Source organism: Stenotrophomonas sp. S39, assembly GCF_016624665.1.
In the GTDB taxonomy this organism is placed as follows: Bacteria; Pseudomonadota; Gammaproteobacteria; order Xanthomonadales; family Xanthomonadaceae; genus Stenotrophomonas.
The window spans coordinates 49304-67418 of record NZ_JACVTT010000009.1; the positions used below are offsets into that span (position 1 = coordinate 49304).

The following is an 18115-nucleotide window of genomic DNA, read 5'->3' on the forward strand; positions in this document are numbered from 1 at the left end:
GCAGCGTCACATGCCCGAGTAGTTCGGGCCGCCGCCGCCCTGCGGGGTCACCCAGACGATGTTCTGGGTGGGGTCCTTGATGTCGCAGGTCTTGCAGTGCACGCAGTTCTGCGCGTTGATCTGCAGCCGCGCGCCATCGCCTTCGCCGACGAACTCGTAGACACCGGCCGGACAGTAGCGCGCTTCCGGGCCGGCGTACTCGGCCAGGTTCACCTGCACCGGGATGCTGGCGTCCTTCAGCGTCAGGTGGCTGGGCTGGTTCTCATCGTGGTTGGTGCTGCTCAGGAACACCGAGCTGAGGCGATCGAAGGTCAACACGCCATCGGGCTTGGGGTAGGCGATGCGCGCGTGCTTGGCCGCCGGTTCCAGGCAGGCGTGGTCCGGGGTGCTGTGGCGCAGGGTCCACGGCGGGTTGCGCACGCCCAGCTTGGGCAGCAGCCACTGCTCGATGCCGGTCATCAGCGTGGCCACGGTCTGGCCCTTCTTGAACCACTGCTTGAAGTTCTTGGCCTGCTGCAGCTCGGCGTGCAGCCAGCTGGCTTCGAAGGCCTTCGGGTAGGCATCCAGTTCATCGTGCTGGCGGTCGGCGGCCAGGGCATCGAAGGCCGCATCGGCGCACAGCATGCCGGTCTTGATCGCGGCGTGGCTGCCCTTGATGCGGCTGACGTTGAGGTAGCCGGCCTCGCAGCCGACCAGCGCGCCACCGGGGAACACCGTCTTCGGCAGCGACATCAGGCCACCGGCGGTGATGGCGCGGGCGCCGTAGCCGATGCGGGTGCCGCCTTCCAGGTGCTTGCGGATGGACGGGTGGGTCTTGAAGCGCTGGAATTCCTCGAACGGGCTCAGCCACGGGTTCCGGTAGTCCAGGCCGACCACGTAGCCGATGGCGACCTTGCCGCCGTCGGCGTGGTACAGGAACGCGCCGCCATAGGTGTCGTTGTCCAGCGGCCAGCCGGCGGCGTGTACTACCAGGCCCGGCTGATGCTTGGCCGGGTCGATCTGCCACAGCTCCTTGATGCCGATGCCGTAGGCCTGCGGGTCCTTGCCTTCATCGAGCCTGTAGCGGGCAATCAGCTGGCGGCCGAGGTGGCCGCGCGCGCCTTCGCCGAAGATCGTGTACTTCGCATGCAGGGCCATGCCGCGTTCGAAGGCCGGACCGATGGTGCCGTCCTTCTCGATGCCCATGTCGCCGGTGGCCACGCCGATCACTTCGCCGTTGTCGCCATACAGCACTTCGGCGGCGGCGAAGCCGGGGAAGATCGCCACTTCCAGCGCCTCGGCCTGCTGCGCCAGCCAGCGGGTCACTTCACCCAGGCTGATGATGTAGTTGCCGTCGTTGTGGAAGCACTCCGGCAGCAGTGCATGCGGCGTGCTGCGCGCGCCGGTCTCGCTGAGGAACAGGAATTCGTCGCGGGTGACCTTCTGCTTCAGCGGTGCGCCGCGTTCGGCCCAGTCCGGGAACAGCTCGGTCAGCGCGCGCGGGTCCATCACCGCACCGGACAGCACGTGCGCGCCCGGCTCGGAGCCCTTTTCCAGCACGCACACCGACAGCTCGCGGCCGGCTTCCACCGCGCGCTGGCGCAGGCGGATCGCGGTGGCCAGGCCGGCCGGGCCGGCACCGACGATCACCACGTCGAATTCCATTACTTCACGCGGGGGCAGGGCGTTGGCTTCAGCGCTCATCGATTGCATGACTCGTGGGTAGGGCCGGCATCGGGGCCACCGGCGGTGCCTGGGAATCGCGCGTGCGGCCACGAGCGAAACGGTTGTTTGAATGTGTCAGGGTACCGGGACGCGCGTGATCGAGCTAGATAGACGCCGTTCACCGCACGATTGCTGCAGCGCAGCGTAATGTCCCGGCCCCGGATGACCGACAATGGCCGGGTCCTGACTGCGCGTGAGTGCCATGGCTTTGCATCCGTACGATCTGTTCGATGTCCGTTCCCTGCTCAGCGAGGAAGAGCGCGCGGTGCAGGACAGCGTGGCCCGCTTCACCAACGAGCGCGTGCTGCCCATCATCGGCGATGCCTTCGACCAGGCCCGCTTCCCCGAGGAGCTGGTGCCGGAAGTGGCGGCGCTGGGCCTGCTCGGCGCGACGCTGCCGGCCGAGTACGGCGGCGGCGACCTGGGCGCGGTCAGCTACGGCCTGATCTGCCAGGAACTTGAGCGCGGCGATTCCGGCCTGCGCAGCTTCGTGTCGGTGCAGAGCTCGCTGTGCATGTACCCCATCTACGCCTACGGCAGCGAGGAACAGCGCCGGCAGTGGCTGCCGGCGATGGCCCGCGGCGAACTGATCGGCTGCTTCGGCCTGACCGAGGCCCACGGTGGCTCGGACCCGGCCAGCATGAAGACCCGCGCGGTGCGTGATGGCAGCGACTGGCGCATCAGCGGCAGCAAGATGTGGATCACCAGCGGCCCGGTGGCCGACCTGGCCATCGTCTGGGCGCAGACCGAGGACGGCATCCAGGGCTTCGTGCTGGAAAAGGGCATGGCCGGTTTCACCACGCAGGAGATCAAGCACAAGATGAGCCTGCGCGCCTCGCTGACCGGTGCGTTGTACTTCGATGACGTACGCGTGCCCGACAGCCACCGCCTGCCGAACGTGAAGGGGCTGAAGGGCCCGCTGGGCTGCCTGACCCAGGCCCGCTTCGGCATCAGCTGGGGCCCGATCGGTTCGGCCATCGCCTGCCTGGATGAAGCGCTGGGCTATGCCAAGGAGCGCGTGCTGTTCGGCCGCCCGCTGGCCGCCACCCAGAGTGCGCAGATCAAGCTGGCCGAAATGGCCCGCCGGATCACCACCGCGCAGCTGCTGGCGCTGCAGCTGGGCCGGTTGAAGGAAGCGGGGCAGCTGCAGCCGCAGCAGGTCAGCCTGGCCAAGTGGAACAACTGCCGCATGGCCATCGATATCGCCCGCGAATGCCGTGACCTGCTCGGCGGCGCCGGCATCACCACCGAACACGTGGCGATACGGCATGCGCTGAACCTGGAATCGGTGATCACCTATGAAGGCACCGAGACCGTGCACCAGCTGGTGATCGGCCGCGAGCTGACCGGGATCAGCGCGTTCTGAAGGTATCCGGTTTCCGGACGTGATACCGGGGAGCCGAGCGCGGGCTCGGCTCTACAGGAGCGTACGTGTAGAGCCGAGCCCATGCTCGGCTGCTTCCTTTCACGCGCCGCCGGCAAACCCGTGCTGGCGCCAGGCTTCGTACATCACCACGGCCACGGTATTGGACAGATTGAGGCTGCGGTTGTCCGGGCGCATCGGCAGGCGCAGGCGGCGGCCTTCGGGCAGGGCATCGAGCAGGTCCTGCGGCAGGCCGCGGCTTTCCGGCCCGAACAGGAAGGCATCGCCTTCTTCGAACGCCACGCTGTCATAGCGCACGCTGGCCCGGGTACTCAGGGCGAACAGCCGCTTGGGCGCGATGCGCGCCAGCGCGGTGTCCAGGTCGGGGTGCACCTGCAGGCGCGAATACTCGTGGTAGTCCAGCCCGGCGCGCTTGAGCTGCTTGTCTTCCAGTGCGAACCCGAGCGGTTCAACCAGGTGCAGCTGCGCGCCGGTGTTGGCGCAGAGCCGGATCACATTGCCCGTGTTGGGCGGGATTTCCGGTTGGAACAGGATCACGTGGAACAGGGGCGCGGCATTCATCGCTGCAGTGTACCTGCGACCGATGCCGCCTTTACGGCGCACGCCCTGCACGGGGCAGGGCGGACGCCGCTTACGGGCGCAGCAGAACCTGGGCGGTTTCGGTGGCCAGGGCCTGCAGGTCGGCAGCACTCGGGCGCACCTGCAGGGCCGGCAGGTTGGTGATGACCTGGTTGGCGACGCTGGTGGCGGCGGCGGCCAGGGTGGCGGCGTAGCGCTCGGCTTCCAGCTCGGCGGCCAGGGCCACGCGCTGTTCCAGGCTCGGGCGCACTTCGACGGCCGCCAGGGTGGTGATCGGCAGGGCGGCGGCGACCGGGGCGGCGATGAAGCCGCCGCGCTCGGCCAGCTGGTCGGCGCTGGGGCGCACTTCCACGGTGGCGAGGGTGACGATGCCGCTGGCCTGTTCCCAGGCCTGCTGGGCCAGCTGGTCGGCGGCCGGGCGGACCTGCACGGTGGACAGGGTCTTGATGGATTCGGAGGCCTGCACCGACGAAACAACCGCGGTGCCGGCAATCAGGGCGATGGCGATGGCAATGGTCTTGGCGTTCATGACGGGGCCTGTTTAGTGTTGGTGAGCGGTGGTGTGGTAGTAAGGTAGAACACCAATCCGGGGCATGCAAGGAAAATTTTCAATTTCCTTCTTTTGTTCAGCATCCAGTCATTTTGGATCTGAAGCCCTTCTTGGCGCAGGAACAACAGAGCAATCCCCGTGCCAACTTCACGTCATTGATTTCAAAGGGTTTTGTAGGCGGCCTGGAGTGTCCGCGGGGCGGACACCTGTCCGTTCGATCCGCCGTGGACACTGTCCGGACGATGAATCCGGCCGCACGTGACCGTGTGGAAGGCAGGCCTGACGGTGCTGGGCGGCGGATACCCCCAGTGACTGGTGGCCGATACCCGGCCCCGCGCCCGCGCGCTAGGATCGCGATTCACCAACGTGACCAAGGACCCGGAAATGTCTCTCGCCCTGCGCCCGCGCACCGCGCTGCTGGCCGTCGCCCTCAGTACCGCCCTCGGCACGCTTGCGCCGACCGCGGCACTGGCGGCCAAGCCGGCCGCCGCCACCAAGGTCGATATCCCGTTCGAGCAGTTCACCCTGCCCAACGGCCTGCGCGTGATCGTGCATACCGACCGCAAGGCGCCGATCGTCGCGGTCAACATCTGGTACCACGTGGGCAGCAAGGACGAGCCGGCCGGCCGCACCGGATTCGCCCACCTGTTCGAACACCTGATGTTCCAGAGCAGCGAAAACCACGACGGCGAGTACTTCGAGCCCTTCAAGCAGGTCGGCGCCACCGGCCAGAACGGCACCACCAACACCGACCGCACCAACTACTTCGAGAACGTGCCCACCACCGCGCTGGACATGGCGCTGTGGATGGAATCGGACCGCATGGGCCACCTGGTCGGTGCCATCGACCAGGCGGCGCTGGACGAACAGCGCGGCGTGGTGCAGAACGAAAAGCGCCAGGGCGAGAACCAGCCCTATGGCCAGGTGTGGGAAAAGATCAACCGCTCGCTGTACCCGGTTGGCCACCCGTACCACCACAGCGTCATCGGCTCGATGAACGACCTCAACGCCGCCTCGCTGGATGACGTCAAGACCTGGTTCCGCACCTGGTACGGCCCCAACAACGCGGTGCTGGTGCTGGCCGGCGACATCGACCTGGCCACCGCCAAGGAAAAGGCCGCCAAGTACTTCGGCAGCATCCCGGCCGGCCCGACCATGGCCCAGCCGAAGGTGGACGTGGCCAAGCGCGATGCCGACACCCGTGAAGTAATGACCGACAAGGTGCCGCAGGCGCGCATCTACCGCGCCTGGAACGTGGCCCAGGTCGGCACCACCGACATCGACCAGCTGCAGCTGCTGGGGCAGATCCTCGGCGGCGCCAAGTCCTCGCGCCTGAGCCAGCGCCTGCAGCACCAGGACAAGCTGGTGGACAACATCAGCGCCGGTGCCTATGGCTCGCAGCTGGGCTCCAACTTCATGGTCATGGCCACAGTGAAGCAGGGCCAGGACCCGGCCCAGGTCGAGAAGATCATCGATGAGGAAATCGAGCGCCTGCTGAAGGACGGCCCGACCGCCGACGAACTGTCGCGCGCCAAGACCGGCTTCCGCGCCGGCTTCATCCGCGGCATCGAGCGCATCGGTGGCTTCGGCGGCAAGGCCGACGCGCTGGCCGAGTGCGCGGTCTACACCGGCGATCCGGGCTGCTTCCGCACCTCGCTGGCCAACATCGACAAGGCCACCGCCGCCGACCTCAAGCGCGTGGGCGCGCAGTGGCTGGACAAGGGCAGCCACACCCTGGTGGTCGAGCCCGGCGAACGTGTCGCCCTGCAGGAAGAAGCCTCGGCCACGCCGAAGCCGTTCAACGTGCCGGCCGTGGATACGAAGTACAGCACCCTGCCGGAGCAGGTCGACCGCAAGGCCGGCGTGCCGCAGACCCGTGAGTTCCCGGCGCTGAAGTTCCCGGCGCTGCAGCGCGCCACCCTGAAGAACGGCACCACCGTGGTGCTGGCCGAGCGCCACGAGATCCCGGTGGTGCAGTTCAGCTACCAGTTCCCGGGAGGCTTCACCGCCGACCAGGGCCGCAAGCCGGGCACCGCCAACTTCACCATGAACCTGATGACCGAAGGCGCCGGCAAGCTGGGCTCGCTGGCCTTCGCCGATGCCGCCGACGCGCTGGGCGCCAGCCTGGATGCGGGCGCCGGCCTGGACTCGGTGACTGTCGACCTGTCGGCGCTGAAGGAAAACCTGGTGCCGTCGCTGGCGCTGTACCGCGACCTGCTGCGCGAACCGCGCTTCGAGCAGGGCGAGATCGACCGGGTGAAGGCTTCGTGGATCGCTGGCATCAAGCAGGAGAAGGTCAATCCGAACGCCGTGGCCATGCGCGTGCTGCCGCCGCTGCTGTACGGCAAGGGCCACCCGTACGCCATTCCGTTCACCGGCAGCGGTGATGAAGCGGCGATCACCAGCCTGGGCCGCGAAGACCTGGTCGACTTCCACCGCGACTGGCTGCGCCCGCAGGACGGCACCCTGATCGTGGTCGGTGACACCACCCTGGCTGAGATCGTGCCGCTGCTGGACAAGCAGTTGGGCGACTGGAAGGCCAGCGGCGATGCCCCGGTGATCAAGGCCAGCACCGCCGTGGCCGTGCCCAAGGCCGCGCGCGTGTTCCTGATCGACCAGCCCGGTGCGGTGCAGGCCAACCTGTTCGCCGGCCAGGTCGTGGCGCCGTCCAGCGACCCCGGCTCGACCCGCTTCGACATCGCCAACGGCGTGCTCGGCGGCGACTTCACCTCGCGCCTGAACATGAACCTGCGCGAGGACAAGCACTGGTCCTACGGTGCCCGGACCAGCGCCAGCAGCACCGTGGGCCAGCGCCCGTGGATGGCCATGGCACCGGTGCAGATCGACAAGACCGGCCCGGCCCTGGCGGAAATGCGCAAGGAGATCGCCGAGTTCGCCGATGGCAGCAAGCCGGCCACCGAGGCCGAGGTCAACCGCATCCGCAACATCCAGACCCTGAGCCTGCCCGGCGCCTACGAGACCGCCGCCGCGGTGGCCTCGACCATCGGCGCGATCGTGCAGTTCAAGCGCCCGGATGACTACGTGGTGCGCCGCAAGGCCGAAATCGAGGCGATGACCCCGGCGCAGGTGCAGCAGGCCGCGACCGAGATCAAGCCGCAGGGCCTGACCTGGGTGGTGGTGGGTGACCTCAAGCAGACCGAAGCGGCCGTGCGCGCGCTGAAGCTGGGCGAAGTGACCGTGATCGATGCCGAAGGCAACCCGGTCAAGAAATAAGGCAGGACGCGGCATGGGGTCGGATCCCTCCCATCGGGAGGGCTCCGACCCCGTCGTGCATCTGGGGTCAGAGCCCCCTGCGGGGGATCCGACCCCGGCCCCGGCTACCCCCGATTCAGGCGGTTCAGGCAGAATCGCCCCATACCCTTCCAGGATCTGCCCATGCGCTTTCTGCTGCTGTCGTCCCTGCTGCTCACCGTCACCGCCTGCACCTGGGTGCCGATGGAACCGGCCGGCAAGACCGTGCGCGTGCTCCCGGCCGGCCCGCTGCCCGCCGGCTGCATCACCAAGGGCGAGGTCGTGGTTACCGTGAAGAGCAAGGTCGGCTTCTACAACCGCAACCCCCTGCGCGTGCAGGAAGAGCTGGAAACCCTGGCCCGCAACGAGGCCCCCAGCGCCGGCGCCAACGCCGTCCAGGCCGCTGCGCCGCCCGCCGATGGCAGCCAGCGCTTCGCCGCCTTCCAGTGCCCGCCGCGCTGAACAGGGACCATACGGCCAAGGCTGAATTCGTAAAGATGCGGTGAAAGCCCGGGGGTTATAGAATAGCGCCCCCTTTTGCCTGAGCCTTGGCGCTAACTTCGATGCTCTTCAAGAATGTCTCGATCGCCGGCCTGGCACACGTCGACGCGCCGCATACGCTGACGACCAAGGAAATCAACGAGCGGCTGCAGCCGACGCTGGATCGCCTGGGCATCCGCACCGACGTGCTCGGCGATATCGCCGGCATCCACGCCCGCCGCCTGTGGGACAACGGCGTGCTCGCCTCCGACGCCGCCACCATGGCCGGCCGCAAGGCGCTGGAAGATGCCGGCATCACCGCGGGCCAGGTGGGCCTGCTGGTCAACACCTCGGTCAGCCGCGACTACCTGGAGCCGTCCACGGCCTCCATCGTCTCCGGCAACCTCGGCGTCAGCGACGAGTGCATGACCTTCGACGTCGCCAATGCCTGCCTGGCCTTCATCAACGGCATGGATATCGCCGCGCGCATGCTCGAGCGCGGTGACATCGACTACGCGCTGGTGGTGGACGGCGAGACTGCCAACCTGGTGTACGAAAAGACCCTGGAGCGCATGACCGCCCCGGACGTCACCGCCGACGACTTCCGCAACGAGCTGGCCGCCCTGACCACCGGTTCGGGTGCCGCCGCCATGGTCATGGCGCGCTCGGAGCTGGTGCCCGACGCCCCGCGCTACAAGGGTGGCGTGACCCGCTCGGCCACCGAGTGGAACCAGCTGTGCCTGGGCAACCTGGACCGCATGGTCACCGATACCCGCCTGCTGCTGATCGAAGGCATCAAGCTGGCGCAGAAGACCTTTGCCGCCGCCAGGATCGCCCTCGGCTGGGCCGTGGAGGAACTGGACCAGTTCGTCATCCACCAGGTCAGCCAGCCGCACACCGCCGCGTTCATCAAGAACTTCGGCATCGACCCGAAGAAGGTCATGACCATCTTCGGCGAGCACGGCAACATCGGCCCGGCCTCGGTGCCGATCGTGCTGAGCAAGCTCAAGCAGCTGGGCAAGCTGAAGAAGGGCGATCGCATCGCGCTTCTGGGCATCGGCTCGGGCCTGAACTGCTCGATGGCTGAAGTGGTCTGGTAAGACCCCCCTGTAGAGCCGAGCCCATGCTCGGCTCACGCGCCCAGCGCGGTCCCACTGCGGCCTGACCGGAGAGCCGCCGAGCATCGGCTCGGCTCTACACTGCGCCGCGATTCTCCCTAGGTGCTCCGCATGCGCGATCTTCCCGGTTACCCCGCCCACCCGCAGCGTTTCGAGGTCCGTCCCGGCCTGTCGATGAGCTATCTCGACGAAGGCCCGCGCGATGGCGAGGTGGTGGTGATGGTGCACGGCAATCCGTCGTGGAGCTATTACTGGCGCACGCTGGTGGCCGGCCTGTCGGACAGGTACCGCTGCATCGTGCCGGACCACATCGGCATGGGCCTGTCGGACAAGCCCGATGACCGCCGCTACGAGTACACCCTGCAGTCGCGCGTGGATGACCTGGACGCGCTGCTGCAGCACCTGGGCATCACCGGCCCGGTGACCCTGGCCGTGCACGACTGGGGCGGCATGATCGGCTTCGGCTGGGCGCTGTCGCACCATGCGCAGGTCAAGCGCCTGGTGGTGCTCAACACCGCCGCCTTCCCGATGCCAGCGGCCAAGAAGATGCCCTGGCAGATCGCGCTGGGCCGCCACTGGAAGATCGGCGAGTGGATCATCCGCAGCTTCAACGCGTTCTCGTCCGGGGCCTCGTGGCTGGGCGTGGAGCGGAAGATGCCGGCCGACGTGCGCCGCGCCTACGTGTCGCCGTACAACAGCTACGCCAACCGCATCAGCACCATCCGCTTCATGCAGGACATTCCGCTGTCGCCGGCCGACAAGGCCTGGTCGCTGCTGGAGCGCGCCGGCCAGGCGCTGCCGTCCTTCGCGGATCGCCCGGCCTTCATCGGCTGGGGCCTGCGCGACTTCGTGTTCGACCACCACTTCCTGAAGGGCTTCCAGGCGGCGCTGCCGCAGGCGCAGGTGCATGCCTTCGAGGACGCCGGGCATTACGTGCTGGAAGACAAGCACGAAGTGCTGGTGCCGGAAATCCGCGCCTTCCTGGACGCGAATCCCGTCTGAAGGATGTGCCGACCAACGGTCGGCACCTACCGGGGATGGCATGGGTGGGTGCCGACCGTTGGTCGGCACGCCGGACTACGCTGCGATCGGGTTGTTATCGCCGCCTTCCCAGTCCGCTGCGGTCAGCGGGTCCAGGCCATAGGCGATGCGGGCCTTGTCGCACTGCGGGCTGGCCTTGCCGTACTCCCACGATGCGTCCACCTCGCGGCATACGCTGGGCCGGTTGGGGTGGATGGTGCAGCGCGAATACACGCCGATCTGCGCGTCCAGCGCCACGCAGCGCACGGGCTTGGAGTGCGTTCCGCGCATGCACAGGCGGTGCGGGTCCAGGGTTTCGGTCAGCTGGTGCGGCACGCCGCCGGGGGTGACCTCGTCCGATTCCATCCAGTGGAAGGCCACGCGATATTGGGTGCAGCAGGCGCCGCAGGTCATGCAGGGGTGTTGCATGGGCAAGCCGCCTCGGGCGGCAGTGGGAATCGGGAACGAGGCTGCGGATTTTCCACGAAGCGGGCGGCCGCGCAAGAAATTCCGTAAGCGGCGACAATGAACGGATGAACGGACCCTGCAATATCGCCGCGCGGCTGCCTGAACTGGCCCGCGAGCGCCCTGACCAGATCGCCATCCGTTGCCCCGGCCGCCGTGGTGCCGGCAACGGCATGGCCGCCTATGACGTCACCCTGGACTACAGCCAGCTGGACGCCCGCAGCGACGCCATGGCCGCCGGCCTGGCCGGCTACGGCATCGGCCGCGGCGTGCGCACGGTGGTGATGGTGCGGCCCTCGCCGGAGTTCTTCCTGCTGATGTTCGCCCTGTTCAAGCTGGGCGCGGTGCCGGTGCTGGTCGACCCGGGCATCGACAAGCGCGCCCTGAAGCAGTGCCTGGACGAAGCGCAGCCGGAAGCCTTCATCGGCATCCCGCTGGCCCATGTGGCGCGGCTGGCGCTGCGCTGGGCGCCGTCGGCCACCCGCCTGGTCACCGTCGGCCGCCGCCTGGGCTGGGGCGGCACCACCCTGGCCGCGCTGGAGCGCGCCGGTGCCAGCGGCGGCCCGATGCTGGCCGCCACCGATGGCGAGGACATGGCGGCGATCCTGTTCACCAGCGGCTCCACCGGCGTGCCCAAGGGCGTGGTCTACCGCCACCGCCACTTCGTTGGCCAGATCCAGCTGCTGGGCAGCGCCTTCGGCATGGAAGCGGGCGGAGTGGACCTGCCGACCTTCCCGCCGTTTGCCCTGTTCGACCCGGCGCTGGGCCTGACCTCGGTCATCCCGGACATGGACCCGACCCGCCCGGCGCAGGCCGACCCGGCGCGCCTGCACGATGCCATCCAGCGCTTCGGCGTCACCCAGCTGTTTGGTTCACCGGCACTCATGCGCGTGCTGGCCGGGCACGGCCGGCCGCTGCCGACGGTGCGCCGGGTGACCTCGGCCGGTGCGCCGGTGCCGCCGGATGTGGTGGCCACCATCCGCCGCCTGCTGCCCGCCGATGCGCAGTTCTGGACGCCCTATGGCGCCACCGAGTGCCTGCCCGTGGCCGTGGTGGAAGGCCGCGAGCTGGAGCGCACCCGCGGCGCCACCGAGGCCGGCGCCGGTACCTGCGTCGGCAGCGTGGTCGCGCCCAACGAGGTGCGCATCATCGCCATCGACGACGCGCCGCTGCCCGACTGGTCGCAGGCGCGCGTGCTGGCCACCGGCGAGGTGGGCGAGATCACCGTGGCCGGGCCGACCGCCACCGATACCTACTTCAACCGCCCGCAGGCTACGGCCGCGGCGAAGATCCGCGAAACCCTGGCCGACGGCAGCACCCGCGTGGTGCACCGCATGGGCGACGTCGGCTACTTCGACGCGCAGGGCCGCCTCTGGTTCTGCGGGCGCAAGACCCAGCGCGTGGAAACCGCGCGCGGGCCGCTGTACACCGAACAGGTCGAGCCAGTGTTCAACACCGTGCCGGGCGTGGCCCGCACCGCACTGGTCGGCGTAGGTGCCGCCGGCGCGCAGGTGCCGGTGCTGTGCGTGGAGATGCAGCGCGGCCAGAGCGACAGCCCGGTGCTGCAGGAGGCCCTGCACGCGCATGCGGCCGCCCGCCTGGCCGACGCCGGGCTGCAGCACTTCCTGGTGCATCCAGCGTTCCCCGTCGATATCCGTCACAACGCCAAGATCGGCCGCGAGAAGCTCGCCGTCTGGGCCAGCGCCCAACTGGAGAAGCGCGCATGAAGATCCTGGTCACCGGCGGCGGTGGTTTCCTTGGCCAGGCGCTGTGCCGCGGCCTGCTTGAACGTGGCCACCAGGTGCTGGCCTTCAACCGCAGCCACTACCCGGAACTGCAGGCGATGGGCGTAGGCCAGATCCGCGGCGACCTGGCCGATGCGCAGGCCGTGCTGCATGCGGTGGCCGGCGTCGACGCCGTGCTGCACAACGGCGCCAAGGCCGGTGCCTGGGGCAGCTACGACAGCTACCACCAGGCCAACGTGGTCGGCACCGACAACGTCATCGCCGCCTGCCGCGCGCACGGCATCGGCAGACTGGTCTACACCTCCACGCCCAGCGTGACCCACCGTGCCACCCACCCGGTGGAAGGGCTGGGTGCCGATGAAGTGCCTTACGGCGAGAACTTCCAGGCACCGTATGCAGCGACCAAGGCGATTGCCGAACAGCGCGTGCTGGCCGCCAACGACGCAACGCTGGCCACCGTGGCGCTGCGCCCGCGCCTGATCTGGGGCCCGGGTGACCAGCAGCTGGTGCCGCGCCTGGCCCAGCGTGCCCGCCAGGGCCGCCTGCGCCTGGTCGGTGATGGCAGCAACAAGGTCGACACCACCTACATCGACAACGCCGCGCTGGCGCATTTCCTCGCACTGGATGCACTGGCCCCGGGCGCGGCCTGCGCCGGCAAGGCCTACTTCATTTCCAACGGCGAGCCGCTGCCGATGCGCGAGCTGCTCAACAAGCTGCTGGCCGCCGTCGGTGCACCGGCCGTGGAAAAGACGCTCAGCTTCAAGACCGCTTACCGCATCGGCGCGATCAGCGAACGGCTGTGGCCGCTGCTGCGCCTGCGCGGCGAACCGCCGTTGACCCGTTTCCTGGCCGAACAGCTGTGCACGCCGCACTGGTACAGCATGGAACCGGCGCGTCGCGATTTCGGTTACGTGCCGCAGGTGAGCATCGAAGAAGGGCTGCGCCGCCTGAAGGCCGCGTCGTGACGGCAGCGTCACGGCGCTGAAGGCTTCATCAGCCGCAGAGATCGCCATCACCGGTTGCACACCGGCAGATGCGCAGGATGGACCCAACGCCACACCGGCCGGACCACCCGCGAGGAACGCCATGCTGCATTACGCCGTCATCTTTTTCGTCATCGCCATCATTGCCGCCGTGCTCGGTTTCTCCGGCATTGCGGGCGCCGCCAGCAACATCGCCTGGATCCTGTTCGTGGTGTTCCTGGTGCTTGCCGTGATCTCGATGTTCCGCAAGCGCGGGTAGAGTCGAGCTTGCTCGACTGCTTTTCCCGCTTTTTCGTAGAGTCGAGCCATGCTCGACTGCCCAACACCAGTCGAGCAAGCTCGACTCTACGGAAGCGGGTCGAGCGGGTTACACCAGCGCTCGATCGGCCGCGTGCCGCTCCAGCGCCAGTTCGATCAGCCGCGTGATCAGGGCGGTATAGCCCAACCCGCTGGCACCCCACAGCTTGGGGTACATGCTGATGCGGGTGAAGCCGGGCAGGGTATTGATCTCGTTGATGACGATCTGCCCCTCAGCGGTGAGGAACACATCCACCCGCGCCATGCCCGCACATTCCAGCACCTGGTAGGCCTGCAGCGCGATCTGCTGGATGCGCGCCTGCGCATCGGCATCGATCGCCGCCGGCACCACCACGTCCGCGCCATCGGCGTTGATGTACTTGGTGTCGTAGGCATAGAACTCATCGTGCACCACCACTTCGCCGCAGACACTGGCCTGCGGCTGGTCGTTGCCCAGCACCGCGCACTCGATCTCACGGCCGACCACGGCCGATTCCACCAGCACCTTGTGGTCATGGCGCAGCGCCAGCTGCAGCGCGTCGGCAAACTCACCGGCCTGCTTGACCTTGCTCACCCCCACCGACGACCCCTGGTTGGCCGGCTTGACGAACAGCGGCAGCCCCAGCTGCGCGATCAGTGCCTGCACATCCACGCCTGCGGCCTCGTGGCGGCGGATGCACACCCACGGCGCCACCGGCAGGCCCGCGTCGCGCAGCAGCCGCTTGGCCACGTCCTTGTCCATCGCCGCTGCCGACCCCAGCACCGGCGAACCGACGAAGGGCAGGTTGGCCATGCGCAGCAGCCCCTGCAGCGCGCCGTCCTCGCCCAGCGGGCCGTGCACGATGGGCAGCACCACGTCGATCTGGTCCAGCGCGGTGGATGCATCCACCGGCTGCAGCTGTGCGTGGCCCGCGCCCGGCCGCAGCGCCAGCGCCGTGCCCGAAGGGCGCAACGCGATGCGCGCCGGGTCATCGGCATGGACCAGGAAAGTCCCGGGCTGGCTCAGGTGCCACTGGCCCTGCTTGTCGATGCCGACCAGTACGGGTTCGAAGCGCTCGCGATCGAGCGCATCGAGGATGTTCTTCGCCGACTGCAGCGAAACTTCGTGCTCGGAGGACATGCCCCCGAAGATGATGCCGACCCGGGTCCGTGCCATGGGTGTTGTCCTGTGCAACAAGGCCACACAGCATGAACCGCCCGGCCCGGTTCCGGTAGTTGCCAACCTTGGTTGGCATACCAGCAACAGCAGTGGGGTCAGAGCCCGTTGCACAGCAACGGGATCCGACCCCGTGCCGACCAACGGTCGGCACCCACCAAAGCAGAAGGCCGTTCCGACAGATCGCGGAAAACTGTCGAAGGCGGGGTGGGTCCGGTTGCGGGGGCGTGAGCCGCATGGATGCGGCGACCGAGCTTACATGGACGTACTTGCAGCGTCCCCCGCAACCGGACCCACCCCGCCATCCCACGGACTGCCCGCTTTTGACGTTGATCTTGCCGGCCAGAGGCCGGTGCCTCTGCGGGTGCCGGGCGGCCGCCCGGCCCAAGCCCGCCACCCACGCAGGTAGAATGCACACATGGCTCTCTCCCTGCTCTCGTCCCTCAAGCCGCTCGCCGGCCGCGCCCTGCAGACCGCCCTGAACCGCGCACTGGCGCTGGATCCGGATACCCGGCATGCCCTGGCCAGCCTCGACGGCCGCCACATCGACCTGACCCTGGACGCCCCGTCGCTGGCGATGCGCATCAGCGTCGCTGGCGACCAGCTGCGCGTCGGCCCGGTGGATGCACAGGAAGCCGACCTGGCCGTGCGCAGCAGCCTGGCCGGCGTGCTTGCCCAGCTGCCGCTGCTGGCCAATGCGCGCCGCGGCAGCGACAACGGCAAGGGCCGCGTGCGCGTGGCCGGCGATGCCGAACTCGCGCGCCGCCTGCAGCAGCTGGCCAAGGGCTTCGACCCCGACTGGCAGCAACCCTTCGTCAGCGTGTTCGGTGAAGTGCTGGGCGTGCAGGTGGCCAACACCCTGCGCAGCGCCCTGCAGCACGCGCGCCAGGGCGCCATCGACCTGGCCCACAGCGCCGCCGAATTCATCACCGAAGAGTCGCGCGACGTGGTGCCACGTGCCGAACTGGATGCCTTCCACGACGACGTGGACGTGCTGCGCGACGACGTCGAGCGCCTGGGTGCACGCGTGCAGCGCCTGCGGGGTGCCGCATGAAGGCGCTGCTGCGGGCCAACCGCATCGGCCGCATCATCCTGCGCTACCGCCTCGACGATCTGCTGCAGGGCACGCCGGCCGAGCGCTGGCTGCGCCTGGCCAAGCCCTTCGTGCCGCGCGCCTCGGCTGACATCGCCTCGCAGTCGCGCGGTGCGCGCCTGCGCCTGGCGCTGCAGGACCTGGGCCCGATCTTCGTCAAGTTCGGGCAGATCCTGTCCACCCGCCGCGACCTGGTGCCGCCGGACGTGGCCAACGAACTGACCCTGCTGCAGGACCGGGTCAAGCCCTTCGATGGCGACACTGCGCGCCGTATCGTTGAAGAGGCGCTGGGCCTGCCGGTCAGCGAAGCGTTCGCCAGCTTCGACACCGAACCGCTGGCTTCGGCGTCGATCGCCCAGGTCCACGCCGCGACCTTGTCCGATGGCCGCCAGGTGGTGGTGAAGGTGCTGCGCCCGGGCATCGAGAAGCAGATCGATGCCGACATCGCCCTGCTCAATTCGCTGGCCGCGCTGGTCGAGCGCACCCATCCGCGCGCCGACAAGATCCGCCCGCGCGAAGTGGTGGCCGAGGTCGAGAACACCCTGGCCGCCGAGCTGGACCTGCAGCGCGAAGGCGCCAATGCCAGCGTGCTGCGCCGCTTCTGGGAAAACAGCGACGACCTGTACGTGCCGGAAGTGATCTGGAGCCACACCGCCGAGCGCGCGCTGACCCTGGAGCGGGTGTGGGGCATTCCGTCCGACGACATCGCCGCGCTGGACAAGGCCGGCATCGACCGCAAGGCGCTGGCCGCCAAGGGCGTGCGGGTGTTCTATACCCAGGTGTTCCGCGACAACTTCTTCCACGCCGATGCGCACGCCGGCAACATCTGGGTCGACACCGATCCGGCGCGCCGCGACAACCCGCGCTTCATCGCGCTGGACTTCGGCATCATGGGCCAGCTCTCGCAGGAAGATCAGTACTACCTGGCCGAGAATTTCATGGCCATCTTCAACCGCGATTACCGCCGTATCGCCGAACTGCACGTGCAGGCGCGCTGGATGCCGGACAACGTGCGCATCGACGATCTGGAAGCGGCGGTGCGTTCGGTGTGCGAACCGTACTTCACCCGCCCGCTGTCGCAGATCTCGCTGGCCGAGGTGCTGCTGAAGCTGTTCCGGGTGGCCCAGCGCTACCAGCTCACCCTGCAGCCGCAGCTGATCCTGCTGCAGAAGACCCTGCTGAACATCGAAGGCGTGGGCCGCCAGCTCGATCCGCAGATCGACATCTGGGCGGTGGCCAAGCCGGTGCTGGCGAAGATCCTGCGCGAGCGCTACAGCCCGCGCCGGGTCGTACGCGAGATCGGCAAGCGCCTGCCGGAAATCATGACCCACGCGCCGGACATGCCGCGCCTGGTGCACGCGTGGCTGACCCAGCAGGTGGAAGGCCGCCACGAACTGGCGATGCGCTCGCGTGACCTGGTCACCCTCGATGCCAGCCTGCAGCGGCTGCAGAAGCGCGCGGTCGGTGCCATCACCGGCGTCGGCCTGCTGGCCATCGCCACGCTGATGTACGTGCTGCAGCCGCCGGGCTGGTACTGGGGCGACCTGCCGGTGCTGAGCCTGGGCGCGGCCGCGGTGGGGGCGTTCGCCCTGGCCCGCGCCTGGTGGCGGTGAGCGCCGCCCTGCAGGCGCTGAAGGAAGAACTGGCCCGTCACGGCGCGGCCAACGATGCGCGCGAGACCGAGCGCGGCCGGCGCATGCTGAACATCACCGCCGACACCGGTGAGCTGCTGTCGGTGCTGGTGCGCTTCGGCCAGGCGCGGCGGGTGCTGGAAATCGGCACCTCCAATGGTTACTCCACGCTGTGGCTGGCTGAAGCCGCCGCAGCCATCGATGGCCACGTCACCACGTTGGAGTACGCCGCCGACAAGGTCGCGCTGGCGCAGGCGAATTTCGAACGCAGCGGCCTGGCCGGGTGCATCCGCCTGGTGCACGGCGATGCCGGGCAATGGCTGGCCAGCGCTGCCGATGCCAGCATCGACCTGCTGTTCCTCGATTCGGACCGCGCACAGTACGCCGGCTGGTGGCCGCAGCTGCGCCGCGTGCTGCGACCCGGCGGCCTGCTGGTAGTCGACAACGCCACCTCGCACGCTGCACAGATGGAGCCGCTGCGCGCGCTGCTGGATGCCGACACGGCCTTCAGCACCAGCCTGGTGCCGGTGGGCAACGGCGAACTGCTGGCCGTGCGCAACAGCTGACCATCGGTAGGTAGTGCCGGCCGCTGGCCGGCAACCTGAGCCAAGCCGGCCAGCGGCCGGCTCTACCGCATTCAGTGCACAGCCGGGATAAT

The 18115-nt window shown here is 68.5% G+C and carries 16 protein-coding genes; 11 read left to right on the plus strand and 5 right to left on the minus strand.

The annotated features are described in order from the left end of the window. Positions 1-6: 6 nt before the first annotated feature. Positions 7-1683 (minus strand): electron transfer flavoprotein-ubiquinone oxidoreductase, encoded by a 1677-nt coding sequence (locus IAE41_RS04735; protein ID WP_200732285.1) that lies wholly within the window; start codon positions 1681-1683, stop codon positions 7-9. A gap of 223 nt (positions 1684-1906) precedes the next feature. Here IAE41_RS04735 and IAE41_RS04740 point away from each other — a divergent pair, with 223 nt between their 5' ends. After that, positions 1907-3070 carry an acyl-CoA dehydrogenase family protein gene (locus tag IAE41_RS04740; protein WP_108747742.1) on the plus strand — a complete coding sequence of 388 codons (1164 nt, stop codon included), beginning with the start codon at positions 1907-1909 and terminating at the stop codon, positions 3068-3070. Between the two features lie 99 nt (positions 3071-3169). Here IAE41_RS04740 and IAE41_RS04745 read toward each other — a convergent pair whose 3' ends face one another. Both IAE41_RS04745 and IAE41_RS04750 read right to left on the minus strand, forming a co-directional pair. Then, complete coding sequence (locus IAE41_RS04745; protein ID WP_079224780.1) at positions 3170-3649, minus strand: tRNA (cytidine(34)-2'-O)-methyltransferase; 480 nt, start codon at positions 3647-3649, stop codon at positions 3170-3172. A gap of 70 nt (positions 3650-3719) precedes the next feature. After that, a complete protein-coding gene (locus IAE41_RS04750; RefSeq protein ID WP_079224782.1) occupies positions 3720-4196 on the minus strand; it encodes a hypothetical protein in 477 nt (158 codons plus the stop codon). 405 nt (positions 4197-4601) lie between these two features. On the opposite strand from IAE41_RS04750, the gene IAE41_RS04755 reads away from it, so the two are divergent. The 4 genes from IAE41_RS04755 to IAE41_RS04770 all read left to right on the plus strand — a co-directional run bounded on the left by IAE41_RS04755 (position 4602) and on the right by IAE41_RS04770 (position 10069). Then, positions 4602-7451, plus strand: a complete 2850-nt coding sequence (locus IAE41_RS04755) for a pitrilysin family protein (RefSeq protein WP_200732286.1) — start codon at positions 4602-4604, stop codon at positions 7449-7451. 162 nt (positions 7452-7613) lie between these two features. After that, complete coding sequence (locus tag IAE41_RS04760) at positions 7614-7931, plus strand: DUF4156 domain-containing protein (RefSeq protein ID WP_079224785.1); 318 nt, start codon at positions 7614-7616, stop codon at positions 7929-7931. A 101-nt stretch (positions 7932-8032) separates the two neighbouring features. Then, positions 8033-9049 carry a 3-oxoacyl-ACP synthase III gene (locus tag IAE41_RS04765; RefSeq protein ID WP_200732287.1) on the plus strand — a complete coding sequence of 339 codons (1017 nt, stop codon included), beginning with the start codon at positions 8033-8035 and terminating at the stop codon, positions 9047-9049. 129 nt (positions 9050-9178) lie between these two features. Continuing rightward, positions 9179-10069, plus strand: coding sequence for an alpha/beta fold hydrolase (locus tag IAE41_RS04770; RefSeq protein WP_200732288.1), 891 nt, complete (start codon positions 9179-9181; stop codon positions 10067-10069). Between the two features lie 75 nt (positions 10070-10144). On the opposite strand, the gene IAE41_RS04775 is transcribed toward IAE41_RS04770, so the two are convergent. After that, on the minus strand, positions 10145-10516 hold the full coding sequence (locus IAE41_RS04775) for a YkgJ family cysteine cluster protein (protein WP_079224790.1): 372 nt from the start codon (positions 10514-10516) through the stop codon (positions 10145-10147). A gap of 104 nt (positions 10517-10620) precedes the next feature. On the opposite strand from IAE41_RS04775, the gene oleC reads away from it, so the two are divergent. From oleC to IAE41_RS04790, 3 genes are all read left to right on the plus strand, one after another. Then, the gene (gene oleC / locus IAE41_RS04780; protein ID WP_200732289.1) at positions 10621-12279 is read left to right on the plus strand and encodes an olefin beta-lactone synthetase; all 1659 of its coding nucleotides are present in this window, start codon (positions 10621-10623) and stop codon (positions 12277-12279) included. Further along, on the plus strand, positions 12276-13262 hold the full coding sequence (gene oleD / locus IAE41_RS04785; protein ID WP_079224794.1) for a 2-alkyl-3-oxoalkanoate reductase: 987 nt from the start codon (positions 12276-12278) through the stop codon (positions 13260-13262). Before oleC ends, oleD begins: the two co-directional genes overlap by 4 nt. Positions 13263-13383: 121 nt before the next feature. Then, the gene (locus IAE41_RS04790) at positions 13384-13539 is read left to right on the plus strand and encodes a DUF1328 domain-containing protein (protein ID WP_004153593.1); all 156 of its coding nucleotides are present in this window, start codon (positions 13384-13386) and stop codon (positions 13537-13539) included. A 108-nt stretch (positions 13540-13647) separates the two neighbouring features. Here IAE41_RS04790 and ddlA read toward each other — a convergent pair whose 3' ends face one another. After that, positions 13648-14733: a D-alanine--D-alanine ligase gene (ddlA, locus tag IAE41_RS04795; RefSeq protein ID WP_200732290.1), complete on the minus strand. Its 1086-nt coding sequence runs from the start codon at positions 14731-14733 to the stop codon at positions 13648-13650. 418 nt (positions 14734-15151) lie between these two features. Between ddlA and IAE41_RS04800 the strand changes: the two genes are divergently transcribed. From IAE41_RS04800 to IAE41_RS04810, 3 genes are read left to right on the plus strand one after another with little or no spacing between them, the layout of a single operon-like run. Further along, positions 15152-15787: an SCP2 sterol-binding domain-containing protein gene (locus IAE41_RS04800; protein ID WP_108758337.1), complete on the plus strand. Its 636-nt coding sequence runs from the start codon at positions 15152-15154 to the stop codon at positions 15785-15787. Next, the gene (gene ubiB, locus IAE41_RS04805; protein WP_200732291.1) at positions 15784-17439 is read left to right on the plus strand and encodes a ubiquinone biosynthesis regulatory protein kinase UbiB; all 1656 of its coding nucleotides are present in this window, start codon (positions 15784-15786) and stop codon (positions 17437-17439) included. Before IAE41_RS04800 ends, ubiB begins: the two co-directional genes overlap by 4 nt. Continuing rightward, the gene (locus tag IAE41_RS04810; RefSeq protein WP_200732292.1) at positions 17436-18023 is read left to right on the plus strand and encodes an O-methyltransferase; all 588 of its coding nucleotides are present in this window, start codon (positions 17436-17438) and stop codon (positions 18021-18023) included. Before ubiB ends, IAE41_RS04810 begins: the two co-directional genes overlap by 4 nt. Positions 18024-18115 lie beyond the last annotated feature (92 nt).